The organism is Streptomyces sp. Y309 (assembly GCF_056712025.1).
Genome location: NZ_CM160048.1, coordinates 6437046 through 6461404 on the forward strand (window position 1 = coordinate 6437046; position 24359 = coordinate 6461404).

Here is a 24359-nt window from a genome sequence, read left to right on the forward strand (position 1 = left end):
TGGCTACGCCCTTCGGGCGTGCAGCAGCAGGATCGAGGCGGCGCCCGGCACCGCGCAGGCCAGTCTGTCCAGGGCACGCAGCGGCCGTGGCACACCGTGGAAGGGTGCGCCCGCGAGCCGTACGACGTCGAAGCCCGACGCCGCCACGAACTCCCTGAGCGCGCGGGCGGTGTAGAGCCGCAGATGGCCCACGACCTCGCGGCCCGGACGGCCGTGGATGCCGCGCAGGCTCACCTCGGAGAACACCGGCTGCACGCCCGCGAGCAGCAGCCCGCGGTTGTACCAGGCGGCGAGATTGGGCGTGGACAGCATCAGGTGGCCGCCGGGCCGCAGCACCCGGCGCAGCTCGTCGAGCGCGCTGTCGGGGTCGACGAGGTGCTCGATGACCTCGCTGAACAGCACGGCGTCCGCGGATCCGTCGGCGAACGGCAGCCCGCCGTCGGTGAGTTCGCCGCGTACGACGTACGGCAGGTGGCCGCTCGCGCGGCGCAGCGCGTCCTGGGACCAGTCGACGCCGATGACGCGGTGTCCGGCGAGCAGCGGCGCGGCCACCCGGGCCGCGCTGCCGTCGCCGCAGCCGATGTCGAGGACGACGCCGGCGCCGGCCGTCGACGGGCCGAGGGCGGCGGCGAGCATCCGGGCCTGGCGCAGGCTGCGGGCGTCGCCGGACGCGACGGGCACGTCCGGGTTCTCGTAGAAGTCCCGCAGCTCGCGGGGGCGTTGGCTCTTGTCGGTACGCGGGGTGGCACTGGTCGTCGTCATGAGCCGCTGTCCTCCGTGGTCGGGTGGAGGTTCTGCGTGGCGTGCATGTAGTGCTCGAAGAGGTCGCGGAGATGGGCGCCGTCGCCGTGGCTGAGGAGCGTCCTGGACCAGCGCAGGGCCAGGTGCAGGCGGCCCGCGGTGGACGCGGTGGTGACGGTCAGGCCGCGCGGCATCCGGGCGGGCGCGGAGAACCACACGGCGTACGCGGCCCCGGCGTCCCCGAAGTCCAGCGCGTACGGCACCCGGCCGATGTTGCTCAGGAGCGTCGTCGACGTCCATGGTCCGGCGGCCCGGCGCAGGCCGCGGGTGACGGCGGCGCGCATCGTCACCGGCAGCACGGGCGCGGTGAGCAGCGCGGCGCCGTGGCCGAGCTGCGGGCGCGACAGGGCCTTGAGGGCGCGGGTGCGGTCGGAGGTGCGGCGCAGCAGGGCGTGGATGTCGTCGGGTCCCAGGTCGCCGGGCCCCGATCGCCCGCCGCCCCCCTCCGGCGCCAACTCGCCCGCACCGAAGGGCACTTCGACGAGCCGCGTGCCGTTGCCGATGGGCATCGTCATGTCGCGCGGCCGGTCGTCGACGGGCATGGTGATGCGCAACGGGCGTGGCCTGGCGCCGTGTTCACGGTTCCAGTGCGCGATCATCAGCGCGGTGGCGACCATGAGCTGGTCGTTGACGGTGTACGGAGCGCCCTTGGGGCGGCGCGGCACCGGCAGGTCGGCGACGAGCATGCCGTTGCCCGGCGAGGGGTCGGGGGTGCCGTGGGCGACGCGCGCGGGGGTGGCCCAGGGGGAGGGGAGCCCGGCGGGCGCCTGCTCTGCTGTGCCGGACGCGTCGGTGGACACGGGGGTACGCGTCGGGGGCGCCGCGGGGGCGTTGTCCCGGCCGCCGTACAGCTCGGCCGCGGTGGCGAGCACGCGCAGGCAGGCCGGGCCGTCGAGCGCGGTGTGGTTGATGGTGAGGAACAGGACGCTGGAGTCGCCGCCCGCCTCCGGGTCGGCGACGACCTCCAGGCGGATCGGCGGGGACGCGGTGAGCGGCGGCGCGTCGCACAGGGCGCGCTCGCGGGCCCGCTTCAGGGCGTCCCGCTCGGCCGTCGGGAACGAGACCACCTCCACGTCCGGCGCCTCGGTGAGCTCCCACTCGTAGCGGCGCCGGTACCAGGGCCCGCGCGCCTCCCGCATGAGGATGCGCGGGTGGCTCCGGAGGGCCTCGCCGAACGCCGCCTTCAGGCGTGCGGGATCCGGCGTGCCCGGCAGGTGCACCTCGATGTGCACGGTCTCCGGCTCCTGCTCCTGCAGGCAGTGCCGGGCGACTTCGTCGACGACGGGGAACGGCACCCGGCGCGGCGGCCGGCCGGGGCCGTCCGCACGCCGGGCGGGGTGTTCCAGGGCGGTCATGGTGCGGTGTCCTCTCCCGGACGGGGGTCCTCGCCCGAGCGGGTGCCCCGGCGGGGGCGGGTGCCCTCGTCCGTGGGGGCGTCCTCTCCAGGGAGGGAGTCCTCCACGGCGGCGGGCTCGTCCTTGCGGAAGGGGTCGGGGCCACGGGCCGAGAGGGTCGGCCCGGCGGCGTACGGGGGGAGTTGCTGGGTGGGATCGGTGTCGGGCGTGCCCGAAGCCTGCTCGGCGCCCGACCCGCCCTCCCCGCGCTTGCGGTGCGGCAGCGGCGGCGGGACCGTCGGTGCGCCCAGGTCGCGGTCGGGGCCGAGCGGCATCGTGGTCGCGTCGGGGGAGCCGTGCGGCTGCGGCGGAACGGGCGGGGTTCCGCCCGGACCGCCAGGGCCACCCGGACCGCCGGGTCCACCGGATCCGCCCGGACCGCCCGGCCCACCCGGACCGGCCGGGCCACCGGGACCACCAGGTCCAGCCGGGCCAGCCGGGCCACCCGCCCCGACCCCCGCAGCCACCCCGGCCCCGCGCCGCACCGGCTCCCGCACGCTCACCAATGCCGCGAACAAGGCGATGAACGCCAGGAGTTGGGCCGCGTGACCGAACGCGCCCTCGTCCGCCGCGACGGCCTCGCCCGCGCCGGTCGCGGCCGCGATGCCGGCCCCGGCCATCGCCAGGAACGCCACCGGCACGAGCAGCCGGTGCCACCGCCAGGCGAGCAGCGCGAGCGCGGGCACGAGCAGCGCGAACCAGCCCGCGACGACCACGCCGACCAGCGTAAGCACCACCGTGCCGAGCACCAGACCCGGCGCGGGCGGCGCCACGTCGGGCCCGTCCGGGTTCGGCTCGCGGCGCCGCACGAACACGAGGGCCACCAGGGCGAGGACGCCCACACCGCCGCCGACGAGCCCGGCCTCGTACGCCGTGGACGGCTCGTAGACGAGCTTGAGCTTGCCGCCCTCGCCGGCCGGCACCAGCCAGCCCTGCTGCCAGCCGTCGAGCCGCACCGAGCGCAGCTCCTTGCCGTTCAGGGTGGCCTTCCAGCCGTCGTTGACGTTCTCGTACGTCGTCAGGTACGAGGCGGCGCCGTCCCCGACGGTCACCTCGCGCCGGTCGCCCAGCCAGTCGTCGATCTTCAGCTCGCGCGACGCGGTGTCGACGCTGCCCGGGGTGCCGCGGGTGAGCGTGACGTCGGTGACGGCGAGCGGGCCCGCGTCACCGGCCTCCACCTGGTGCTCGCCGGGGGCGAGGGACACCGAGGACTGCTTCTTGCCGTCGTCGCACAGCGTCAGTTCGACGGGCCGCCGCTCCACCAGGTCCCGCACGGTGCCCTTGGCGCTGGTCGCGTACACCTTCTTGTCGACCTTCACCGCCGGGCCCTCGCCGCAGGAGAGGTCGAAGGTGCGCTTCGGCGACGGCTGCTTGACGCGGAACTCGTCGAGCGCCGGGATGTAGGCCTCGGTCAGGCCGACCGGCAGTTGCAGCTTCTCGTCCGCCACCGGGTTGTGCAGGGTGAGCGGCGCCGTCTTCGTGATCGTGATGTCGAGGCGGTCGGTGTTGATGGGGGTGAAGCGGGCGACGCCGTTCTCGTCCACCCCGGCGGTCGCCGCGCCGTCCGGCGAGCTGATCTCGATCTTCTCCGGCCGGGTGGAAAGGCCGCCCGCGGGCGGCAGCACGATCTCGCCGACGCTCACCTTGCCCGGCCAGCGCAGATGGATGACCGGCCGGTCACCGGCGATCCACGCGGTCGTCAGGTCGCCGTCGGTGAGATTGCGGGGCGAGAGCCCCGTGCCCAGGTCGGACGTCGAGTCCGCCTCGGCGAGGATCTTCCGGCGCTGATCGGGCGCCACCTTGTAGAGGAGTTCGTCGTACGCGGAGCCCGGTACGGCGACCGCGCTCGCCTTCACCTTGTAGTCGCCGTCGGCCGTGGTGGTGAAGCGGCGGTGCAGTCCGGCCTCGGCGGTCACCGGCGACAGACCGCTGGGGTCGGCCGAGCGGTGCATGGAGTACGTCGTGGCGTCGGCCTCGGCGTCGGCGCCGTCCCTGCCCCCGGTGTCGGCGGGCATCTTCAGGAGCTTGGTGATCTGCACCTTGGGGATGCTGATCTCCGCGAACCCGGCGCCGGTCAGGCCCTTGTGGGCGACCTGCGCGTCCAGGATGGTCAGCTTCACCCAACTCGTGTCGCCCGCCTTGGCCTTGACGCGCTGCGTCATGCCGTTGGCCTGCAAGTACGTGGTGGCGCTGCCCTGTTCGGTCTCCACCCGCACCTTCGTCGGCGCGGACCGCACGCCCTGCTGCGGCAGCGGCGTCACCTTGAACGACGACGGCACGGCGGTCTTCTTCCGGAACTCCGCCTTGATCCACTCGCCGTCCGGGCTGCCCGGATTGCCCTCGGTCCAGGCGGTGTCCGGGTTGCCGTCGAAGGCGTTCACGGGGTCGTACTGCGGCAGGTGGAACAGCCAGTTGCCGTAGCTGGAGGCCGTCACCGACTTGGCGCCGCGCAGCTCGGCCGTCGTCTGGTGCTGCACGCCCTTGGTCGGCAGGATCTGCCGCGGCTTCTCACCGCCGTCCTGGAGCGCGTCCGGCGCGTTCTTCTCGTCCTTGGTGTACGTGTACGACGTGTTGGTGTTGACCAGGCCGAAGCGGGTGTCCGCGCGCCGCAGCCCGTCACCGACGGCCTGCAGGCCGGGCGGTGAGCCGAGCCCGGGGTGGTTGTCGCCGGTCAGCACGACCGGCCGGTTCTTCATGTCCGGGTCGGCGGACAGCGGGAGCAGCGCCTCGGGGCCGCCGCTGACGACGGCCGTGTTGGACACCGGCTTCAAGCCCGCCTGCCCCGGACGCCCGGCATCCTTGCCCGGCGCGTAGATCTCGACCGCCCGGTGGCGCGGGTAGAGGCCCTCCACCTGCACCGGCGTGTCATCGGCGATCTTCCCGCCGGTCTCCTGCGGCCCGAACCCGGTGACCCGCGAGAACCCGGACTGCTCCAGGGTGCGCTTGACGGTCGCCGTCGGCACCTGGCCGATCTGGTCGGGGTCGAGGTCGTTGCGTACGACGACGTAGTGCAGGCCCGCACGCGTCAAGTAGTCCTGCAGGCCCGGCACTTCGCCGCCGGTCATGAGGGCCTGCTCGACGGCGTCCATGGCGCGCCGGTTGCCCTTGGTGCCGAACGGCACGTAGTCGCGCTGTGCCCAGCGCGAGTCGGCGAGCACGTCGAGGGGCTGGTCGATGGGGGAGCCCCAGGTGTAGATGCCGTGCGCGGTCGCGGGCACGACCAGGGCGCGCGAGTCCGGGGAGTACTTGTCGAGCCAGTCGGCCGTCGCGTCCCAGTAGTTGGGGAGCTTCTTGAAGGAACCCGGCTGCAGGATCGAGCCGTTGAGATACGGCCACGCGAGCCCCGGAAGCACCAGGACGGCCGCCACCAGCGGGGCGTACCGCCGCCCCCGGATCGGCCGCGCCCCGCGCGCCCGCGCCGCCATGCCCGCCAGGTGCGCGAGGCCGAAGGCGAGGGCGAGCGCGAGCCCGGTCTGGAACTTGTAGATGTTGCGGAACGGCACGAGCCCGCCGTTCAGCCAGTCCTGCACGGTGCCGTGGAAGGGCGCGCCGAACGCGCCGCCGTACCCGGCGAGGGTGACCAGCGCCACCGAGACGACGGTGAGCACCAGCCAGCGCCGCTCCGGCAGATCGCGCCGGGCCAGACCGGCCAGGCCGAGGGCGGCCGCGAGCGCCGAGCAGACGATGGTGACGACGGCGGTCGCGACCGTCCAGCCGGCCGGCAGCCAGGCCTCCCCGAAGTGCAGGTAGGCCACCCAGTTGCCGGCGCCGCGCAGCGTCTCGGTGGCCGACATGGTGCCCGTCGTCGTGGCCGAGTTCTCCACGTACGGAAGGAAGTTCTCGCCGTAGATGCCGAGCAGCAGCAGCGGCACCACCCACCAGGCGGTGGCCAGGATGACGCCCGGCACCCACCAGGTGATCAGTTTCCGTTTGCGCGGGCCGTTCGGCCGTGACAGCAGATACAGGCCCACGGGCAGCAGCGACGCCAGCGTCGACGCCGCGTTCACGCCGCCCATGAACGGGATGAACAGGGCCGAGCGGAACGCCGCGATCCGCGCGGTCACGCGGTCGTTGGTGAGCGGGATGAGCACCCACGGCAGGAACGCGCCGGGCAGCGCCGCCGCCGACGTCGACCCGACCACGACCGTGAACGTCGGCCACAGCGCGTACACCACCGCGCCGAGCAGCCGCGAGCCGTGGCTGCCGATGCGCAGCCGCTCCGCGAGCCGCAGCGCGCCCCAGAAGGCGGTGGCGACGATCAGCGACATCCAGAGCCGCTCGGCCAGCCACACCGGGAGCTGTACGAGGTCGGCCAGGGCGTAGAACGGCAGCATCGGGAAGGCGTAGCCGATGTACTGGTCCTGGATGCCGCCGAAGCCGCCCCGGTCGTGCCACAACTGGCCGAGGTCGGACAGGAACTGCCAGGGGTCGACGGCGACACCGAGCTTGGTGTCGAACGTCATCCGCCCCGGCTGCACGGCGAGGAAGCACACGAACACCACGGCCCAGAACCCGGCGAGCCAGCGCCGTGAGCGCGGCCCGCGCCCGGGTTCGGGCGCGGGCGCCGTCGGCTTGAGGGCCGCCGGGGGTGGGGACTGGACCGTGGTGGTCATGGACACCGCCTGAGGATGAGGAGGAGGTTCCAGGTGGCGACTTCGCGCACGCCCGGTACCTTCGCCACCGTCTCGGCCCAGAACGGCCAGTACCGGGAGCGGGCCGAGACGACAGCGACGTCGTCGCGGGCCCTCACCTGTCTGAGCGTGGGTCCGACGTGGTGCGCGAAGAGGTTCTCGCCGAGCTTGTGCTTGGCGGGTTTGCCAGTGCGGCGCTCATAGCGGGCGCGGGCCCGCTCGGCGCCGAAGTAGTGCCAGGGCGCCCACTCGTGGCCGCCCCAGGGGGAGTACCAGTTGGTGAACGCCACATAGATCAGGCCGCCGGGGCGGGTGACGCGCACCATCTCGCTGAGGAAGGTCCCCGGGTCCTCGACGTGCTCCAGGACGTTCGAGGAGAACGTGACGTCGGCGACGCCGGAGGCGAGCGGCAGCAGATAGCCGTCGGCGACCACGGAGCCCTCGGGGGGCTTCGCGCCGAGCTCGGCCGGGTCCGGCTCGAAGAGGTAGGCCTGTGCGCCGCGCCTGCGGAACTCCTCGGTGAAGTAACCGCCTCCGCCGCCCACGTCGACGACCACCCGGTCCCTGACCGGTAGGTACCGTTCGACCTGGTCGGCGGCGTCCCGGGCGAGCAGCGCGTAGCACCGCTCCGGCTCCTGCTGCTCCCGCAGGAAGGCCCGGAACAGGGTCACGGAGCGGCGCAGCGACGGGTCCTTCACACAGATCCCTTCGCCTTCCGCGGTGCCTCGTACGTGGCGACGGCCTCCGCGGCCACCGCGCGGAACTGGCGCACCGTGTTCGCCCAGCGGAAGCGCGCGGCGCGTTCCGCGGCGGCCTTGCCGAAGGACCGGCGCCGCTCCGCGCTGAGCGCGAGCGTGCACCAGGCGGCCGCGAACGAGCTCTCGCCGTGCGCGAGCAGCCCGGTCACGCCGTCCTCTATCGAGTCGCGTACGCCGGGTACGTCGAAGCCGATCGCGGGCGTCGCGCGCACCGCGGCCTCGGTGACGACCAGGCCCCAGCCCTCGACGGCCGAGGGGTGCAGGAGCATCCACGCCTCGCACAGCAGCCGGTGCTTCTCGGCCTCCGAGACATGGCCGGTGAACTGCACGCCGGGGCCCGCGAGGCGTTCGAGCCGCGCCCGCTCGGGCCCCTCACCGACGATCACCAGGCGGCCGCCGGTGACCGGGCGGACCCGCTCCCACAGCCGCAGCAGCAGATCGACGCGCTTGTACTCGACGAGCCGGCCCATGGCCAGGAACAGGGGTTCGTCGGAGCGCTCGTGCAGCGGGCCCGGCTCCTCGACGCCGTTGTGCACGACGCGGATGCGGTCGCGGTCCACGCCGAGGTCCCGCAGGGCTGTCGCCGTCGACGGCGAGACCGCCACCAGCAGATTGCCGCGCTGCGCGCCCGCGAGTGCCCAGTGCTCCAGGCGCCGCCCGAGGCGCGCGGCCGGGGCCAGCGCGCCCTGGAAGCGCATCGACCACAGCTCGGTGTGGACGTGATTGACCAGGCAGAGGGTGGGGCCGCGGTGCCACAGCGGGGCGAGATAGGGCATGCCGTTGCACACCTCGACCAGCAGGTCGCAGTCGCCGATCTGGCGCGTGAAGGCCGATCTGGCGCGCAGGTAGTGGCCGAGGTCGCCGCCCGCCGACACCACGCGGTAGTCGCGGTACGCGGCCGGGCCGCCGCAGAGCAGGGTGACCTGGTGACCGTGCGCGGTCAGTCCGTCGGCCAGCCGGTCGACGAGGAGTTCGGAGCCTCCTGCGGCCGGGTTTCCCAGGTCGCGGCGGGCGAGGAAGGCGATCCGGCGCGGCTGTGGGGGGAGCGCCGGAAGGAGCCGCGCGGGCCGCGGGGCGACCGGACGCAGCGACGACGGCACGTGCTGGGGCATCGGTGCTCCAACTCGTCTCGGGGTGCGGAACTGTGGGGGGCTTGCGGTGGCGCCCGGGGTGGGGCCCGGTGGTGCGGGTGGTTCCGGTCGTGCTGGTGGTGCCGGTCGTGCTGGTGGGACCGGTCGTGCTGGTTCTGGTGGGGCTGGTGGTGCTCGTGGTGCTGGGTCCGCGGTGGTTTCCGCGGGTGCGGGGCGGGGCTCGGACGGTGCGCGGGGTGGGACTCGGGGGACCGATGTGCGCGTCCGTTGTGCTGGGACTGTGCGGGGACTGTGTCTTGGTTGGGTGGATAGTTTTCGCCGCAAGGAACGGCGCGGCTACTCACCGAGGTGACAATTTCGGCCCTTCTTAGACCTGACGTCTCATCACATCGTGGTGGGTTGCAGGGAATTTGGGGACGTATCGGAATGTGGACCCATCGAGTCCGGTCCTTCACCGTCCCTTCGTGACCCGTTCGTGTCCGATTCCCGGCCGCGTACGACGAGGACGCCGCCGAGCAGGGCGAGTGCCCCGCCCACGACGGCCGACACGAGCGGCAGCGTCTCGCCCACCAGCTTCAGGCGTGAGCTGTCGTCGTCCGCCAGGTCCACCTGGGTCTGCTGGGTCTTCTTGGTGAAGGCGATGCGCTCGCTGTCGAGCAGCACCGTGACGTCCTTCTTGCCCCCGGGTGCCCGCAACGTCTTGCGGGGTCCGAGCGCGGCGTAGATGATCCGGCCCGTGCGCTGGTCGGCGACCAGCTCGACGCCGTGGTTGGCGTACCACTCCTCGGCCATGACCTGGCTGCGCCGGGGCTGGCCGACCAGGCGTCCCGGCACCTGCCGGGTGCCGGTCTTGGTGGCCTTCACGGTGCCGGTGAAGCGGAGGCCCTCGTACCCCTGGATCTTCTTCTTGCCGCGGTAGGCCAGCGGCACGGTGTCGCCGAGGGTGGGGTCCCACCACAGGTAGGTGCGCTTCTCGACGTCGAAGGGGAACTTCAGGTACGCCTCGCCCTCGAAATAGGGCTTCTCGTCGCAGCAGTGCACGGGCTTGTTGGTCTTACGATCGGTGACCCAGCGTTCGAGCGTCCACTGCAGAGAGTCATGCGGATCGGCCGCGGGCAGCGAGCTGTCGGGGTCGATCGAGGTCGATACGTCCCAGACTGCCCGGCCCGACTTCTCGCTGTCGGCGACGTCGCCGCGCACCTGCCGGGTGATGGTCAGGCGCTGGTCGTGGACGGTCTTGATCTTCTTGGTGTCGAAGTAGCTGCCCGTGCCCCGGAAGACGGTGATCTGGTCGATATCGGTCGGTGTGCGCTTGGCGCGCGGCTCGACGTACCAGGCAAGGAGTGGTGCCAGGACAAGCAGAAAGGCACCCAGGCCGAGCAGGACCAGGGACAAGGGCGAGGCTGTGCGGCGCGTCATCCGGCGCTCCTGCCATGAGGACGAACGGGGGACGATCGGTCAACTCTGCGGGATTACCCACGAGTTGGGGGACTGCTGCGGTGCTGTTGCCGCCGGAATGCCCGAAATGCTGCGGCGCTGTTTCCACGGGGTTACTGACCCGTATGGGTCGCGAACGCTAGGCGGACCCTTGACGCAGTGTCAATGCGTTGTTGACACTGGGCCCCTGCGGAGCGGGGTGGGGACGACCTCCATGCAGAGAGGCTGACCCTGTATGCACCGAATGTTCGCCGCCACGCTGACCGTCGTGGTCGCCGCGGCCCTTGCCGTGGGCGCCGCGCTGGGCATCGTCGCGCTCCTGAACGCCACGCCCGACCAGCCGAACCGGCCCCTCGTGCACTACGAGACCCCCGAGCGGGACCAGTGACCGACGTGGCCGCCGGCCCGAGAAGCGTGTCCGAAAACATCTCCGAGGGTGCCTCCGAGGGCGCCGCCGCCGTGGGCGCCGACGACAGTCGGGACCCCGCGCTGCCGCGCTCGGCCTGGCGCGATGTGCCACCCCTCCAGGTGCGCCGGTTCGCCGCGCTCGCCCTGGAGGAGGTGCCGGTGCTCGCCCAGGACATCCTGCGCGAGATCCGCGCCGAGTACCCCGGCCTGCCCGTCGTCCTCGACGACTCCGGCGAGCCCATGGCGCTCGTCGGCATCCGCCGCGCCCTGGAGGGCTTCGTCCAGCAGCTCGCCACCCGGGAGGGCCGGCCGCGCTACCACCCGGAGGTCTTCCAGGAATTCGGCCGCGGCGAGGGCCTGCACGGCCGCAGCCTCGACTCGCTCCAGGCCATCTACCGCCTCGGCGTCCGGCTCGCCTGGCGCCGCCTGGCCGAGATCGGCCAGCAGACCGAGATCCCGCCCCCGGCCATGTACGAGCTGGCCGAGTCCGGCTTCGAGTACCTCGACGGCCTCGTCGACCAGTCGGTACGCGGCTACGCGGAGGCCGCCGCCCGGCAGGCCGGCGAACGCCTGCGCCTGCAGCGCAAACTCATGGAGCTGCTGCTGTCCGAGCGCCGCCCCGACCACTCGGCCGCCTCCGCCGCCTCCGCGCTCGGTGCCGAGAACGGCCTGGACGAGCGCGCCGCCCGCGTCGGCTGGCAACTGCCCGAACGCGTCGCGGTGGGCGTCCTGCTGCGCCCCGCCCGCGAGGCCGTCGCGCCCGCCGTCGGCGAGGGCGTGCTGCTCGACATGGAGGCCGAGCAGCCCCGCATGGTCGTGCCCGACCCGGACGCCGCGGGCCGCCCCGAGCTCCTGCGCCGCGCCATGACCGGCTGGTCGGGCGCCATCGGCCCGCCCGTGCCGCTCGCCGACGCCGCCAAGTCGCTGCGCTGGGCCGAGGCCGCGGTCGCCCTGATGGAGCGCGGACTGCTGCCCGCCGGCGAGGTCCTGTACTGCACCGAGCACACCGAGGCCCTCGTCCTGCTCCAGCCCGAGGAACTCATCGAGGACCTGTCGCGCCGCTGCCTGGCGCCCCTGGACCACTGCGGCCCCGCCCACGGCCGCCGCCTCGCCCAGACCCTGCTGGCCTGGCTGGAAACACGCGGTGGCGCCCCCGAGGTCGCCGCGCGGCTGGGCGTGCACCCGCAGACGGTGCGCTACCGGCTGCGCCAGATCAGGGAGCTGTGGGGCGACGAGGTGGACGACCCCGACCGCCGCTTCGAGCTGGAGCTGGTGCTGCGGGCGCGCCGGCTGCGGGGCGAACTGGGCCGGTCGTGACGCGTCCGGCGTACCGTCGTGGCGCACCCGGCGTACCAGGGCACACATGTCGCCCCCGGACGCGAGGACACGCCGGACGGTTCGGTTCCGCACACAACTTTCACAGCTTCGGCTTCCTCCGTACCGGCCCGGGACCTAGCCTCCAAGCCTCATGGACTACTGCCACGCGTGCCACAGGCACCTCAACGGCGCCCTCGCCTGCCCGGGGTGCGGCACCCCGGCCGAAGCCTGTCGTGAGTACGCGGAGGCGCTCGCCGTCCCGGACGAGTCCGAGGACCTCGACGCGACGGACGACGAGCAGGAGCCGGGCGGCGGGGTCCGCGGCCGCGGCCGCCGCCGGGAACGCAGTCGCAGGGCCGCGCAGCACCGCCGCAGGCGCCGCAAGGTGCTCCTGATCACAGCGGGCATCGCGCTGGCCGCGGGCGGCCTCAGCCTCGCCGAACTGGGCACCGAGTCCGCGTCGGACGAGCAGAAGACGGCGTCCGCGCCGGACCGCGAGGACCCGTCGGACGACGCGGCGGACGGCTCGGGGAACGCCGAGGGGGCATCGGACGCGGCGGGCGCGTCCGCCGAACCGGTGTCGTCGTCCGAGTCGCCGTCGGCGTCTGAGTCCGCGGCGGAGAAGGCGAAGCGGAAGGAGGAGAAGGACGCCCGGGACGACAAGGACGCGGCACGCCCGGGCGACGGTGACCGGCCGGGCGACGGCGGCACCGAGGGAACGACCGGCGGAAGCGGAACCTCCGGCGGGCAGGCCCCCGAGCCCACCTCCGGCACCCCCACCACGAGCCGCCCGCAGAACCCGGACCCCGGGCCGGCCCCCTCCACCACGAAGCCGCCGAGCGACCCGGAGGAACCGGACCCGAGCCCGTCGGAGACGTGCGAGCGGTTCCTGTGGTGGTGTACGTGACGGCGCGGGCGAAGCGCCCGGACTGACCGCGGAACGGGCCCTACTTCACGACTTCACGTCGGCCGCAGGCTTCTCACCGGACTTCTCGCCGGACTCCTCGCCGAGCATCCGCCGCAGCAGCCCGCGCAGCGAGACCCGCTCCTCCCGCGACAGTTCGGCCAGCGGCTCACGGGCGAAGTCCAGGGACTCCCGCAGGCTGCGCGCGGTGCTGAGCCCGTCCTCGGTCGGCGCCGCCAGCTTCACGCGGCGGTCGGCCGGGTCGGGCCGCCGCTCGACGAGGCCGCGCGCCTCCAGTCGGTCCACGATGCCGGTGACGTTCGACGGCTCGCACTTCAGCTTCTGCGCGATGCGCCGCATCGGCATAGGTTCGATCGAGAGCAGCCCGAGCACCCGCGCCTGCGCGCCGGTCAGCGCGTGCTTGCCCGCGGCGACCTCGTACTCCTCGTGATACCGCGCCACGACGTCGCCGATGAGCTCGACGACCTCAAGCGTCAGCGGATCGATCCGGTGGGCGGGCGTGCCGGGCTTCTGGGTGACCATGCCCACCAGGTTACCCATTTACTTGACAACATGAAATATCGAAGCGCATGCTTATTTCAGAACATGAAGCATTCTGATCCGAGGAGGACGCCCCGCATGTCCGTCACCCCCGAGCAGCTCCCGGCCACCGGCCGCGCCTGGCACCTCGTGCGCCGCCCGCACGGCTGGCCGGTCCCGGAGGACTTCGCGCTCCGCGAGGTCCCGGTCGAGGCCCCGGCGGAGGGCCGCGTCCTCGTCCGGAACCTGTACTTCTCGGTCGACCCGTATATGCGCGGCCGCATGAACGACGTGAAGTCGTACATCCCGCCGTTCCAGCTCGACCAGCCCATGGAGGGCGGCGCGGTCGGCGTCGTCGTGGCGTCGAACGCGGACGGCTTCGCGGCGGGCGACCACGTCCTGCACTTCGCGGGCTGGCGGGAGTACGCGTCGGTGCCCGCGCAGTACGCGACGAAGGTGGACCCCGAGGCCGCGCCGCTGTCGGCGTATCTGGGCGTGCTCGGCATGACGGGCCTGACGGCGTACGCGGGCCTGCTCGAGGTCGCGTCCTTCAAGGAGGGCGACGCCGTCTTCGTCTCCGGCGCCGCCGGTGCCGTCGGCAGCGAGGTCGGCCAGATCGCCCGGCTCAAGGGCGCCTCGCGGGTCATCGGCTCGGCGGGCTCGGACGAGAAGGTCAAGCTCCTGACCGAGGAGTACGGCTTTGACGCCGCCTTCAACTACCGCGACGAGCGCCCGGTCGCCGAGCAGCTGAAGGAGGCCGCCCCCGACGGCATCGACGTCTACTTCGACAACGTCGGCGGCGAGCACCTGGAGGCCGCCATCAGCCGCCTGAACGTGCACGGCCGCGTCACCATCTGCGGCATGATCGCGGGCTACAACGACACGGAGCCGACGCCCGGCCCGCGTAACATGGCCATGATCATCGGCAAGCGGCTGCGCCTGCAGGGCGTGCTCGTCCAGGACCACCAGGACCTCCAGCCGCAGTTCGTGCGCGAGGTCGGGGCCTGGGTGCGGTCCGGTGAGCTCAAGTACAACGAGACGTTCGCGCACGGGGTAGAGAACGGCGTCGAGGCATTCCTCGGCATGCTGCGCGGCGAGAACACCGGAAAGATGGTCGTCGCGCTCGACGCGTGAGTCTTCCGGTATCCGATAAAGTAATTCCACATTTGCCGGGTCGGCGGGCGCGCGACGCGGCACATCTCAGGAGGAATCGGCAGTTATGTCCATCCAGCAGATCGACGTCAAGTACACCGCCGTGGCCACCGCCGAGAACGGCCGTGACGGCCGTGTCGCCAGCGACGACGGCAAGCTCGACGTCGTCGTGAACCCGCCGAAGGAGATGGGCGGCAGCGGCGCGGGCACCAACCCCGAGCAGCTCTTCGCGGCCGGCTTCAGCGCCTGCTTCCAGGGGGCGCTCGGCGTGGTCGCCCGCCGCGAGAAGGCCGACATCTCCGGTTCGACCGTGACCGCGAAGGTCGGCATCGGCCCCAACGGCGACGGCGGCTTCGGCCTCGAGGTCGAGCTCGTCGCCTCCATCCCCAACGTGGACGCCGCGACGGCCCAGTCCCTCGTGGAAAAGGCCCACGAGGTCTGCCCCTACTCCAACGCCACCCGCGGCAACATCAAGGTGGACCTGAAGGTCGCCTGAGATTTTCCCCAATCCCACCCCTTCCCGAAACCGGGGGCTCTGCCCCCGGACCCCCGCTCCTCAATCGCCGGAGGGGCTGGAACTTAGCCGCACATTCTCAGCCCGTCCGGCGCTTGAGGACGAGCCGCGAAGCGGCGATAAGCAGGGGTCCAGGGGGCGGAGCCCCCTGGTTACGGGAAGGGGCGGGATTGGGGAGCCCCCGGCAGGGCCCTACCGCACAGCGAACACCGCCCGCCCCACCTCGGCGAACACCCCCTTCGGGTGCCCCCGGAACAACGGCTCCGTGCCGAACAGGACGACCCGCGTAGAGCCATCGACCCCGCTCACCACGGACGCCTCCCCAGCCGCGTCAGCGGGCCCGCCCGCCCCGGAGCCGTCGCCCCGCCAGTGCCCGGAGACCAGCGGCTTCCCACCCGCATAGGCCTGCTCCACCCGCACCCCATCCCCAAGCCCCGTGAACCACATGGGCGCGTACACGAAGCTGTACGAGGAGCCAGAACCGGCCACGGCGCCACCGGCGTTGCGCACCCGCACCACCCCGTTGGCATCCCCGTTGCCCTCGACGGCCGTCACGGAAAGCAGACCGGCGGCCGAGTTCAGCGCGGCACCCCCGCCGCCTCGCCCGACAAGCCCCCCGCCCCCGGCGAGAAACGCGTCGAGCCGCTTGCGCGCGGGCGCCTTCAACTCCCCGTAAGCGAGCCCGGACGACACGAACAGCACATCGGCCCTGCGCCAGTCGAAGCCGTCGTTGAGGACGGCCGTGGACACCGGCACCACGTCGAAGTTCATCTCCCGCAGCGCGAACAGCTCCCCGGGCGTCACGGCCGCGGCGACCCGCGTGCGCCGCACCAGGTCCCCGCCCCGCGCCTCGGTGGCGGAGAACTCCACGTCGTACTTCTTCGCCATGTCCCACGCGGCCCGCCGCGCCGACCCCGGCACGATCACACTGCCGCCGTCACGCGACCGACGGGCCGAAATGCCGTCCCGCACAAGGGAGTTGAGGGCGGCCACCTCCCGCGGGTCGTCGAGCCGCAGCCGCAGGTCCCCGCGCGGCGCCACATATCCGACCCGCGTGGCCGAGTCCACCGCGCGCGACGGCACCCCCGCCGGGCTCCCCTTCCGCGCGGTCACCACGGACGCGCCCCACAGCCGCCCCAGGCTCCAGCCCGAGATGTCGTACATGGCCGACACCTTGCCGCTGATGTCACGCCCGTCCGCGAGGATCACGTTCGCGAGGCCCCGCTTGGGCTGGCGCATGTCGACGACGTACGACCCCTTCTCGTACGAAGCACCGCCGAGCCGGAAGTCCCGCGTGGCGCGCCGCACCCGCACGTCGTTGGCGAGGAGGTGGTCGACGAGACGGGAGGCGGCGGCACCCGAGCGCTGCCGCTTGCCCGCCGGAATGACGTACGCGCGCGGGAAGTCGGCCGTGTAGACGTCCTCCGGGCCGATGCCGGGAACACCCGGCACGGTCTTCTCGGAGACCTCCACCTGCTGCGCGCCCGCGGCCCCGCGCCGGAACACCTCGATCTGGTCGTCGATCAGTGAACGCCGGTGCTCGCGCGCGTAGTCGAGCGTCGCCGACATGGCCGCGCCCGCGATGTCCGTGTTGATGGCGGAGCGGCGGCGCAGCTCGGCGGTCGGCTGGGAGTCGTACTCCTCGTAGTTGACCTGCATCGGGAACTCGATGGTGTGCGCCGCGACCGCGCCGTGGAACGGCATGTACTGCGGCGTGAAGATCGGCGGCCAGTCGTCCCAGCCCTCCTCCTGGTCGCGGAAGGGGATGATCGCGGGCTGCACGCCGTCCTTCGCCTCGGTGTAGCCGAGGCCGTTGACGGCCTTCTCCATGCCGAGGGCGTTGGCGTAGCTGTTCTTCAGGAACAGGTCGTACTCGTAGTTCTCGCCGTGCGGCGGCGTGGTCGGCTCGATCAGCGTGCCGTTCACGTACCCGTGCAGGTCGATCATCACGGCGGGCTGCTTGTCGATCGCGATCTGCCGCACCGCGCGCGCCTCGGGCTGCGTGGCGGTGATGAAGTCGCGGTTCAGGTCGAAGCCGTTGGCGTTCTCGCGGGTGCCCGCGATGCGCCCGTCGGGGTTCATCGTGACGTTGAAGTAGAGGCGGTGGTGCGCGAGCAGGTCGCGGGTCTTGCTGTCCTTGGCCTTCGCCAGCTTCTCGATGAGCTTCAGGGCGGCGTCGGTGCCCTCCCACTCGTTGCCGTGGATGTTGTTGTTGATGAACACGGGTGTTTTGTACGCGGACTTGAGCGCCTTGTCCTTGGCGGCAGCCCCGGGGGCGTTCTCTATTCGTTCGCGCATCCGCTCCTGCCGGGCGGTCTCGCGCGCCGACTCGGGCGCGGTGACCGTCACCAGGTACAGGTCGTGGCCGCCCGCCGAGCGCCCGGCGATCTCCACGCTCACCCGGTCGCCGACGCCCTGGACCTTGTTCAGCCTGGGGGCGATGGCGTGGTACGGGGTCAGGCCCAGCTTGATGGACTTGTCGGCCGGGTTCTTCGGTACCGCGCCCAGGCGCTGCTCGCGCGGGTAGCCGCGGCCCTTGCCGGTGGTGCCGCGGTCCGGCGCGGCGGCGTCGGCGAGCGCGCGGGCCGCGGCGCCCTCCGGTGCCCGCGCGGCCCGGTCGGGCGCGTCGAGCGGGGCCTCGTCGCGGATCACCGGGCGCGGCGCGGGGTCGGCGCTCGCGCCGCCCGGGGTGAGCACGGTGAACAGGAGCGTGCCCGCGGCGGCCGACGCCGTGAGCAGAACGGGTCTGGATGGCCGGGATATGCCCATACGTACCTCCGGAACATGGGTCGTGCGCCGACCCGAGAGATCAGTACGGGAGGTCTACAGGCTGAATCCGCGTACAACAAGGGGGTATTCGCGGAACGCCCGCCTCCCGCACACCAGGCCCGAGGCGCCGCCCCTGGCCGGATAAGGTGTGCCGCATGCGTGAACTGGGTCAGGGCTTCGGCTATCTGGTGAAGGGACAGCGCTGGGTCGCCCAGCACGGCAAGCAGTTCGGATGGGGGCTGCTGCCGGGACTCATCACCCTCGTGCTGTACGCGGCGGCGCTCGTCTCGCTCGCGCTGTGGGGCACCGACCTGGTCTCCTGGGCGACGCCGTTCGCCGACGACTGGTCCGACCCGTGGCCGGGCCTGGTCCGCGGCTTCCTGACGGTGTTGCTCTTCGCCCTCGCGCTGCTCCTGTCCGTGGTGACCTTCACCGCGGTGACGCTCGTGATCGGCGAGCCCTTCTACGAGTCGCTCTCCGAGCAGGTCGACATCTCCGTGGCCGGCTCCGCCCCCGAGTCGGGCCTGCCGCTCTGGCGCGAACTGCTGATCTCCGTACGCGACAGCCTGCGCATCGTCGTGCGGGCGGCGTGCTGGGGCGTGCTGCTGTTCGCGCTCGGGTTCATTCCGGTGGCGGGCCAGACCGTGATCCCCGTCGTCGGCTTCTTCGTCACCGGCTTCTTCCTGGTCGAGGAGCTGACGGCGGTCGCGCTGGCGCGCCGCGGAGTGCGGTTGCGCGACCGCCTGGCCCTCCTCAGGTCCCGCAAGTCCCTGGCGTGGGGCTTCGGCGCCCCGCTCGCGGTGGCCTTCCTGGTGCCGTTCGTCGCGGTCTTCCTGATGCCGGGCGCGGTGGCCGGGGCGACGCTGATGGCGCGGGACCTGCTCGGTGAGGACGACGCCGACGACGACGCGGACGACGCCGCTGACCCGGCGCGCACCTCCAACGCCTCGTAGCCTTCGCGGGGCGCCCCAGACCCGCCCCTTCACCGTAACCAGGGGGCTGCCGCCCCCTGGACCCCCGCCGATCGCCGCTTCGCGGCTCGTCCTCAAACGCCGGACGGGCTAAAAGGGTGGGCGGGTGGGGATATAGCCCCTCCGGCGTTTGAGGAGCGGGGGTCTGGGGGCAGAGCCCCCAGTTTCGGGAAGCCCCGATGCTCGTTAGTAGGAGTTCTGAGGGTATCGGCTGGTCAGAGCATGCAAAAGCCCCGCCCGGGACGTGGCCGAGCGGGGCGTGGTGCGTGAGCTGATCAGCGCCGAGCGGTCCAACGCATGCCGGGCAGCTCGTCCCACTGCGCGAGCGGCCTATAGCGGTGCACACAGTCAGGGCACACGTAGTGGGTGTGCCAGCCCCCGCCGCTCGCACGCTGGATCTCGCCCACCGGGACGGGGGCCGTTGTCTGGTGGCCGCAGACGCCGAGTATGGGCCGAGTGGGGGTGTTGGGCTCGCTGGTGACTCCTTCGGGGGTCATGCGGTCACCCGCCGGACGGGAGTGATGTTCGTGGTGGGGTGGTCGTAGTCCACGCCGAGTTCTGCGAACGCTGCCGCGCGCCACCGCTCGCGTTGCAGGTACGGAAGCTCGGGGCATTGTTCGAAGATCTCGCGGACCGTCTCGGCGCTCGGCGTCCGCCAAGGGGTACGCCACGGGACGGCCGGATCGGGCTCGGAGGGGGGGTCGCTGGGCTGGGAGGTGAGGAACTTGGCGGTGTGGCGTCCCGGCTCGACGCGAGGGGCGCGGGGCAGTAAGGCGAGCACCCAGAGAAGTGCTCTGGCGATAGCATCACGCACGGTCGTTTCAGCTCCTTGGAAGCTGTCTCGGCAAGCCCCGGTAGACCGGTCCTACGCGGTCTGTCGGGGCGCTTTGGCTACCTGGTACGTCTCGGCGGGCACGACGAGCGCCAGGACGACGAAGCCCCGTCCATCCGCAGCAGAGGGGCGCCGGGACGGACGGGGCGACGAGAGATCAGCGCAGGGCGGCGAGGACGCGGCTGCGTAGCGTCTCGTCAGTGATCGTGTCGATTCCCCGCCATGCGTACCCGCTGACCTCTTCCTCTTGGAGCGTTACGGAGTGTTCGCCCGTCACCTTGAAGACGTAGCGGAAGTCCGCGTGCCAGTGAGCGGGCTCGTCCTTGTTGTCATTGGCGGGGATGGGGTGCACGTCCACGTGGATCGGGGTTGGTTGGACGGGGGCGACGCTGAGGGTGATCCCGGTTTCTTCGACCAGCTCGCGCAGGGCGGCGTGCATCAGGTTCGTGTCCTCGGGCTCCAGGTGCCCGCCGGGGGTTAGCCACTTGTTGAGGGCTACGTGGTGGATGAACAGCGCTTGGTGCTGGTCGTTGACGAGTACGGCGCCCGCGGTGGCGTGGCCGCGGAACTCCTTCCGGCTGGTCACGTCGGCTCCCTGGTCCAACAGTTCCGACAGGGGTGCGAGGGTGTGCTTGTCTTCGGGGTGCGCGTCGGCGTACTCGGTGAGGGTGGTGCGGATGTGGCGTGCCGTGATGGGCATTCGATCACCTGTTGTAGTAGTGGAGCCAGGTAGCCGCAATGGCTGCCCGGTCGGTGGCGGGGACTTCGTGCAGGGTGGCGTCCAGACCGCCGCGAGCCAGCATGGCCGCGCCCGCGATGATTTCGGCTTGGACGAGGAAGATGAACGGTCCAACGCTCGCGCCATGCAGGAAGTTGACGGCGTTGCCGCCATTCAGCAGGTAGAAGTAGTGACCCGTGGTCGTGTACCGGGTCACGTTCTCTCCGGCGCCGTCCCGGACGTAGCCCGCAGGCAGGCCATCCAGTTCCAGTTCGTCTTCCGAGCTGGTCACGGTGGCGACGTAGGCGCCGTTCTTCAGGCGGGGGAAGTCTTCGCCGCGCAAGCTGAGTCCCCCGGTGGCGCACAGCACCAGTCCAGCGGTCTCCAGAGCTTGGTCGCGGTCTCGGGCCACCTCGAACCCGTGTGACATGGCTTGCGTCTGCCGTACCGGGTTGATGTCGTAGACGATGACCCGCACGCCTTTGACGTGCAGCAGCCGGGCGATGCTGGAACCGAGCTTGCCGAACCCGAGGACCAGCGCGGGGCGTCCGTGCAGGATGTCGCCACGCCCTCGCAGGAGGGCTTCGGCGGAGAAGACGACCGACTGGCCCACCAGGAAGTCTTCCGGGTCTTTGAGGGGCGAGCGCGCGACGGACACCACGGGGCACGGCAGCTTGTCCCTGTCGGCGTACCGCTTGTGACCATTCTCGGTGTCCTCGACCACGCCGAGGATGTGACCGGTGAAGCGGGCACAGAGTGCGTCCAGCGACGGAGCGAAGTACCCGCCCACGTCGAGCAGCACGACCGGTTCCCCGGCCGCCCTGGTCTCCAGGTAGGTCACGGCGGTGTCCGCGTCGGCGAACGTCTCCCGCGTCAGTTCGTCGCACGCCACGACCTGTTCCACCTCGCGCCGGGCCATCGCGTTGATGGACTTCGGTTTGGGCAGCACGGCCCGCAGGTTGGTCGCCTTGCCAACCGCCCTGATGAACGCGGGGCGCTCGGGTAAGAGGTGTGTGATCAGCAGTGAGGACGGCCGCTCGGGCGGTGTGAACTCATCAGCGATCCTGCTGAAGTAGCTTTCCAGTCGCGCACGGTCCGTGGCTTCCATGGGGCCTCTCTCTCGGGTCCAGGCGAGAGCTGTTCGACTGCCCATCCGGGGAGATGCAGACGGCTTCCAAAGGCCGCTCCGCCGATACCCCGTCTTGGGCGATTCACCAGTACAGGGCTGGGTATCGCGAGGTACCAGCGCGGGAGTGCCGCATCTCTGCCGCATCACTGCCGCATACTGGACTCACCGGACCCTCTGACCTGGTACAACGACAATCCGGAGAGCGGGGAGGCGGCATGGCCAGGCGAGAGAACTTCGTGAAGCGCCGCAAGGCGATGGGTTTCAGCCAGGAATCACTAGCTGAAGCCGTCGGAGTGGAGCGAACAACCGTAAGCCGTTGGGAGACTGGCGAAACCGCTCCACAATCCTTCCATCGACCGGACCTTTGCCGAGAACTGAAAGTGTCCGTATCGCAACTGGATTCATTGATCAACTGTGTAGAGGCTGTCCCGCAGGCGGCGCCCAGGCAAACTACCCAGTCGGCGTCGCCTCTCCCAGCCCATGATGACGAAATGGAAGCCCTGGAGCTTGTACGGCGAGTGGCAGCCAGTGACGTCGGGGGCGAAACCCTCTCACGCCTTGAGCTGGTGTTTGATGAACTAGCGAGGAAGTATCCGTCTTCTGCTCCGCAAGATCTCTTGGTGCGGGTGCGTAAGTACTCGGCATACGTCAGTCAATTGCTGGACGCGAGGAAGACCCTTGCCGAGCATCGGCAGTTGCTGGTCCTCGGTGGTTGGTTCTCATTGTTGGGCGCAACACTCCACATCGATCTGAACCAGGAGGATGCTGCGACAGCACGGTTGCGCACAGCTATGACGCTGGCCAAGCATGCCGGGCATACTGAAATTCAGGCCTGGTGTTTCGAGACGGACGCATGGCGGGTTCTTACTGCCGGTGATTACGCCAAGGCTGTAGAGCTAAGCAAGGCAGCACAAGCCCTTGCACCGAAGGGGAGTTCCGTCGAAATCCAGGCAACGGCCCAAGAGGGGCGCGCGTACGCCAGGCTCGGACAAGCCAACGAGACGTACAGTGCCATAGGTCGAGTCAACGCACTCGTCTCTCCCATGCGATTCCCCGATCACCCCGAGCATCATTACCAGTACGACCCCGGCAAGTCCGTTTCCTACACTGCGACTACCCTGGCTTGGGTAGGCGACCCCGCAGCCGAAGAGTACGCCCGCGAGGTGATCAACCGGCTTGCCCCATCGAATGACATCTCAACATGGCCGCGTCGCGTAGCCTCGGCCAATATCGATCTCGCACTGTCACTTGTCGTTTCCGATCGAGTGGACGAAGCCTGCGACGCCGCACAGCGAGCCATCCTCTCGGGGCGCGTCGTTCCCTCCAACCGCTGGCGTGCCCTGGAAGTTGTACGGGCCGTTGAATCCCGAAAAATTTCGGAAGCAAGTGACCTGCGAGAGGCGTATGAGGGAATGCGGCAACCCGCAATAGAAGCGCGCTAGCTAGCCTCCGAACCACGTCAAAAAGCCCCCGTACTCGCCATCCTACTAAGGGTGACGAATACGGGGGCTTTCAGTGGATCAGCCGTTCAAGACGCCAGTCAGGCGAGCGGCTGCCTTGCCGCCGAACAGCGCGAGCCCGCAGTAGAAGTCGCTGCGGGTGCGGTAGACGGGCTTGTCGTGGGACTCGCCGAGGTCGGTGACCTGGATGCCGCCGTTGGTCAGGCCGGAGACAGCGGCATCGGCTTCGGAGGAGCCGAAGCGTACGGCGTAGATGTCGCCGGTCTGCTTGCCGCCCGTGCTGGTTTCCAGGGGCAGTACATCGGTGCCGTCCAACTTCTGTCCTGCGTCCAGGAGCGGAATGCCGTTCCAGGCAACGGTGCGCTTTCCCGCGATCTCAGAAGGAAGCAGCTCGCCACCGCCGAGCCGGCGGAACCCGGACACGATCTTGGCACGGATCTCGGCGTTCATGTAGAGCGCGCCGTTGGACCCGTTGATGCCGCGCACCTGCGCGGTCAGCGCGTCCAACGCATCAAAGAAGTCATAGCCGTTGACGACAGGCCCGACGCCCTTCGCGTCCAGGACTTGAGAACCGAGCAGTCGCTTGCGCAAGCCGTCGAACCCCTTGGGGTTCACTTCCGTGTCGCCGTTGAAGAACTGGTCCGCAAAGTGGATGGAGGCCGCCTTGACCTTCATCGTTGTCTGAACGGCCCGCTGGTCGTTGAGGTTTCCCCGGGTCTGCACGATGAACTTGTCCACGTCCGCGTCCCCGCCGAGGATGGCCAGCGTTTCAATCCGCTGGTTCACGGCTCCGGTGCTCTCCGGGTACGCCTCGTTCACTGCCCGGAACGAGACGCCGGGAAGGCCGGATTCTTCATTGTATCGATAGGCGTTCCCCGCGACGTCTATCAGCGGCAGTCGATCCAGAATGGGAGACTCCTGAACGAACGTCTCGATCACTCCGCGCCGCGGCTCGTCCTGCGAGAGCTTCGCGGACTCAGTCAGAGTCAATGCCATAAGAGTTCCCCTTAGTGGTTAGCCGGAATTCGGAATATCAAGTGAGCGCCAGAATTTCTGGCGATGCGCATGACCCACAGGAACGCTCAAATGAGCCATGCGAGTTTTTTGCCTCCCTGCCGATCAATCTCGGCGAGGCGAGGGGGCCACCCCCTGGTCGCCGACTCAGAACCGGCGATGCTTCACGCGCTCGGCAGCCCAACCGCCCGGTTGATGCTTAGCGGTCTCGCGGTTGTGGCACGACGTGCACAGCGGACGCAGACGAGAAAACGCGTCCGGATCGGCAACACCCCGAGCCACCAGCGAGCGGCGCGACTCGGGGAAGTGGTCGGCGACCGTCGCCGTACGGCTGCACAGCACACACCACGGATGCGCGTACAGGTAGCGGCGCCGGATGCGCTGCCAGCGGGTGTCATAGCCCCGCTCAGCCGTCGTGCCGCGCTGCTGCTGCGCCTCGCGCTCGTGCGTCGGGCAGCGTCCCCCGCTCGTCAGCTCGGGGCACCCGGGGACAGAACAAGGAGGGCGGGGCCGTCGGGG

General features: G+C 70.9%; 20 protein-coding genes. 7 read left to right on the forward strand and 13 right to left on the reverse strand.

Going from position 1 to position 24359, the window contains the following annotated elements; genetic code table 11:
* Positions 1–3: 3 nt before the first annotated feature.
* From AC0KTA_RS26505 to pgfA, 6 genes are all read right to left on the reverse strand, one after another.
* The gene (locus tag AC0KTA_RS26505) at positions 4–762 is read right to left on the reverse strand and encodes a class I SAM-dependent methyltransferase (protein WP_481050721.1); all 759 of its coding nucleotides are present in this window, start codon (positions 760–762) and stop codon (positions 4–6) included.
* The gene (locus tag AC0KTA_RS26510; protein ID WP_481050722.1) at positions 759–2156 is read right to left on the reverse strand and encodes a condensation protein; all 1398 of its coding nucleotides are present in this window, start codon (positions 2154–2156) and stop codon (positions 759–761) included. The genes AC0KTA_RS26505 and AC0KTA_RS26510 overlap by 4 nt, the downstream gene beginning before the upstream one ends.
* The gene (locus AC0KTA_RS26515; RefSeq protein ID WP_481050723.1) at positions 2153–6808 is read right to left on the reverse strand and encodes an alpha-(1->3)-arabinofuranosyltransferase; all 4656 of its coding nucleotides are present in this window, start codon (positions 6806–6808) and stop codon (positions 2153–2155) included. The genes AC0KTA_RS26510 and AC0KTA_RS26515 overlap by 4 nt, the downstream gene beginning before the upstream one ends.
* The gene (locus AC0KTA_RS26520; RefSeq protein ID WP_481050724.1) at positions 6805–7524 is read right to left on the reverse strand and encodes a class I SAM-dependent methyltransferase; all 720 of its coding nucleotides are present in this window, start codon (positions 7522–7524) and stop codon (positions 6805–6807) included. Before AC0KTA_RS26520 ends, AC0KTA_RS26515 begins: the two co-directional genes overlap by 4 nt.
* Positions 7521–8696, reverse strand: a complete 1176-nt coding sequence (locus tag AC0KTA_RS26525; protein ID WP_481050725.1) for a glycosyltransferase family 4 protein — start codon at positions 8694–8696, stop codon at positions 7521–7523. Before AC0KTA_RS26525 ends, AC0KTA_RS26520 begins: the two co-directional genes overlap by 4 nt.
* Positions 8697–9059: 363 nt before the next feature.
* The gene (gene pgfA, locus AC0KTA_RS26530; RefSeq protein WP_481050726.1) at positions 9060–10094 is read right to left on the reverse strand and encodes a cell envelope lipid trafficking protein PgfA; all 1035 of its coding nucleotides are present in this window, start codon (positions 10092–10094) and stop codon (positions 9060–9062) included.
* Positions 10095–10347: 253 nt separating this feature from the next.
* Between pgfA and AC0KTA_RS26535 the strand changes: the two genes are divergently transcribed.
* The 3 genes from AC0KTA_RS26535 to AC0KTA_RS26545 all read left to right on the forward strand — a co-directional run bounded on the left by AC0KTA_RS26535 (position 10348) and on the right by AC0KTA_RS26545 (position 12744).
* The gene (locus AC0KTA_RS26535; protein WP_189729530.1) at positions 10348–10500 is read left to right on the forward strand and encodes a hypothetical protein; all 153 of its coding nucleotides are present in this window, start codon (positions 10348–10350) and stop codon (positions 10498–10500) included.
* Between the two features lie 71 nt (positions 10501–10571).
* Entirely contained in the window at positions 10572–11837 is a 1266-nt protein-coding gene (locus AC0KTA_RS26540) for a PucR-like N-terminal domain-containing protein (RefSeq protein ID WP_481056568.1), read from the forward strand.
* 151 nt (positions 11838–11988) lie between these two features.
* Entirely contained in the window at positions 11989–12744 is a 756-nt protein-coding gene (locus tag AC0KTA_RS26545) for an SCO2400 family protein (protein ID WP_481050727.1), read from the forward strand.
* A 45-nt stretch (positions 12745–12789) separates the two neighbouring features.
* Here AC0KTA_RS26545 and AC0KTA_RS26550 read toward each other — a convergent pair whose 3' ends face one another.
* Positions 12790–13302 (reverse strand): MarR family winged helix-turn-helix transcriptional regulator, encoded by a 513-nt coding sequence (locus AC0KTA_RS26550; protein WP_481050728.1) that lies wholly within the window; start codon positions 13300–13302, stop codon positions 12790–12792.
* A gap of 78 nt (positions 13303–13380) precedes the next feature.
* Between AC0KTA_RS26550 and AC0KTA_RS26555 the strand changes: the two genes are divergently transcribed.
* Both AC0KTA_RS26555 and AC0KTA_RS26560 read left to right on the forward strand, forming a co-directional pair.
* Positions 13381–14415, forward strand: coding sequence for an NADP-dependent oxidoreductase (locus AC0KTA_RS26555; RefSeq protein ID WP_481050729.1), 1035 nt, complete (start codon positions 13381–13383; stop codon positions 14413–14415).
* A gap of 85 nt (positions 14416–14500) precedes the next feature.
* Positions 14501–14929 carry an organic hydroperoxide resistance protein gene (locus tag AC0KTA_RS26560; protein ID WP_481050730.1) on the forward strand — a complete coding sequence of 143 codons (429 nt, stop codon included), beginning with the start codon at positions 14501–14503 and terminating at the stop codon, positions 14927–14929.
* Between the two features lie 210 nt (positions 14930–15139).
* Here the strand turns inward: AC0KTA_RS26560 and AC0KTA_RS26565 are convergent, their stop codons facing one another.
* Positions 15140–17716: a M14 family zinc carboxypeptidase gene (locus tag AC0KTA_RS26565; RefSeq protein WP_481050731.1), complete on the reverse strand. Its 2577-nt coding sequence runs from the start codon at positions 17714–17716 to the stop codon at positions 15140–15142.
* Positions 17717–17871: 155 nt separating this feature from the next.
* Here AC0KTA_RS26565 and AC0KTA_RS26570 point away from each other — a divergent pair, with 155 nt between their 5' ends.
* On the forward strand, positions 17872–18669 hold the full coding sequence (locus AC0KTA_RS26570; RefSeq protein ID WP_481050732.1) for an EI24 domain-containing protein: 798 nt from the start codon (positions 17872–17874) through the stop codon (positions 18667–18669).
* Between the two features lie 293 nt (positions 18670–18962).
* Here AC0KTA_RS26570 and AC0KTA_RS26575 read toward each other — a convergent pair whose 3' ends face one another.
* From AC0KTA_RS26575 to AC0KTA_RS26590, 4 genes are all read right to left on the reverse strand, one after another.
* Positions 18963–19184, reverse strand: a complete 222-nt coding sequence (locus AC0KTA_RS26575; RefSeq protein ID WP_481050733.1) for a hypothetical protein — start codon at positions 19182–19184, stop codon at positions 18963–18965.
* A complete protein-coding gene (locus tag AC0KTA_RS26580) occupies positions 19181–19501 on the reverse strand; it encodes a hypothetical protein (RefSeq protein WP_481050734.1) in 321 nt (106 codons plus the stop codon). Before AC0KTA_RS26580 ends, AC0KTA_RS26575 begins: the two co-directional genes overlap by 4 nt.
* A 175-nt stretch (positions 19502–19676) precedes the next feature.
* Complete coding sequence (locus AC0KTA_RS26585) at positions 19677–20219, reverse strand: NUDIX hydrolase (RefSeq protein WP_481050735.1); 543 nt, start codon at positions 20217–20219, stop codon at positions 19677–19679.
* 4 nt (positions 20220–20223) lie between these two features.
* Positions 20224–21345 carry an adenosylhomocysteinase gene (locus AC0KTA_RS26590; protein ID WP_481050736.1) on the reverse strand — a complete coding sequence of 374 codons (1122 nt, stop codon included), beginning with the start codon at positions 21343–21345 and terminating at the stop codon, positions 20224–20226.
* Positions 21346–21581: 236 nt separating this feature from the next.
* On the opposite strand from AC0KTA_RS26590, the gene AC0KTA_RS26595 reads away from it, so the two are divergent.
* Positions 21582–22808 (forward strand): NsdA family TPR-like regulatory protein, encoded by a 1227-nt coding sequence (locus AC0KTA_RS26595; protein ID WP_481050737.1) that lies wholly within the window; start codon positions 21582–21584, stop codon positions 22806–22808.
* 78 nt (positions 22809–22886) lie between these two features.
* Here AC0KTA_RS26595 and AC0KTA_RS26600 read toward each other — a convergent pair whose 3' ends face one another.
* Entirely contained in the window at positions 22887–23822 is a 936-nt protein-coding gene (locus AC0KTA_RS26600; RefSeq protein WP_481050738.1) for a major capsid protein, read from the reverse strand.
* Positions 23823–24359 lie beyond the last annotated feature (537 nt).

What these genes read in the sequence shown, in the direction of transcription:
- AC0KTA_RS26510 (WP_481050722.1), bottom strand. Translation starts at nt 2,156, where the DNA reads ATGACCGCCCTGGAACACCCCGCCCGGCGTGCGGACGGCCCCGGCCGG.
- AC0KTA_RS26600 (WP_481050738.1), bottom strand. Translation starts at nt 23,822, where the DNA reads ATGGCATTGACTCTGACTGAGTCCGCGAAGCTCTCGCAGGACGAGCCG.
- AC0KTA_RS26590 (WP_481050736.1), bottom strand. Translation starts at nt 21,345, where the DNA reads ATGGAAGCCACGGACCGTGCGCGACTGGAAAGCTACTTCAGCAGGATC.
- AC0KTA_RS26560 (WP_481050730.1), top strand. Translation starts at nt 14,501, where the DNA reads ATGTCCATCCAGCAGATCGACGTCAAGTACACCGCCGTGGCCACCGCC.
- AC0KTA_RS26555 (WP_481050729.1), top strand. Translation starts at nt 13,381, where the DNA reads ATGTCCGTCACCCCCGAGCAGCTCCCGGCCACCGGCCGCGCCTGGCAC.
- AC0KTA_RS26565 (WP_481050731.1), bottom strand. Translation starts at nt 17,716, where the DNA reads ATGGGCATATCCCGGCCATCCAGACCCGTTCTGCTCACGGCGTCGGCC.
- AC0KTA_RS26595 (WP_481050737.1), top strand. Translation starts at nt 21,582, where the DNA reads ATGGCCAGGCGAGAGAACTTCGTGAAGCGCCGCAAGGCGATGGGTTTC.
- AC0KTA_RS26515 (WP_481050723.1), bottom strand. Translation starts at nt 6,808, where the DNA reads ATGACCACCACGGTCCAGTCCCCACCCCCGGCGGCCCTCAAGCCGACG.
- AC0KTA_RS26505 (WP_481050721.1), bottom strand. Translation starts at nt 762, where the DNA reads ATGACGACGACCAGTGCCACCCCGCGTACCGACAAGAGCCAACGCCCC.
- AC0KTA_RS26550 (WP_481050728.1), bottom strand. Translation starts at nt 13,302, where the DNA reads ATGGGTAACCTGGTGGGCATGGTCACCCAGAAGCCCGGCACGCCCGCC.
- pgfA (WP_481050726.1), bottom strand. Translation starts at nt 10,094, where the DNA reads ATGACGCGCCGCACAGCCTCGCCCTTGTCCCTGGTCCTGCTCGGCCTG.
- AC0KTA_RS26570 (WP_481050732.1), top strand. Translation starts at nt 17,872, where the DNA reads ATGCGTGAACTGGGTCAGGGCTTCGGCTATCTGGTGAAGGGACAGCGC.
- AC0KTA_RS26535 (WP_189729530.1), top strand. Translation starts at nt 10,348, where the DNA reads ATGCACCGAATGTTCGCCGCCACGCTGACCGTCGTGGTCGCCGCGGCC.
- AC0KTA_RS26525 (WP_481050725.1), bottom strand. Translation starts at nt 8,696, where the DNA reads ATGCCCCAGCACGTGCCGTCGTCGCTGCGTCCGGTCGCCCCGCGGCCC.
- AC0KTA_RS26545 (WP_481050727.1), top strand. Translation starts at nt 11,989, where the DNA reads ATGGACTACTGCCACGCGTGCCACAGGCACCTCAACGGCGCCCTCGCC.
- AC0KTA_RS26585 (WP_481050735.1), bottom strand. Translation starts at nt 20,219, where the DNA reads ATGCCCATCACGGCACGCCACATCCGCACCACCCTCACCGAGTACGCC.
- AC0KTA_RS26575 (WP_481050733.1), bottom strand. Translation starts at nt 19,184, where the DNA reads ATGACCCCCGAAGGAGTCACCAGCGAGCCCAACACCCCCACTCGGCCC.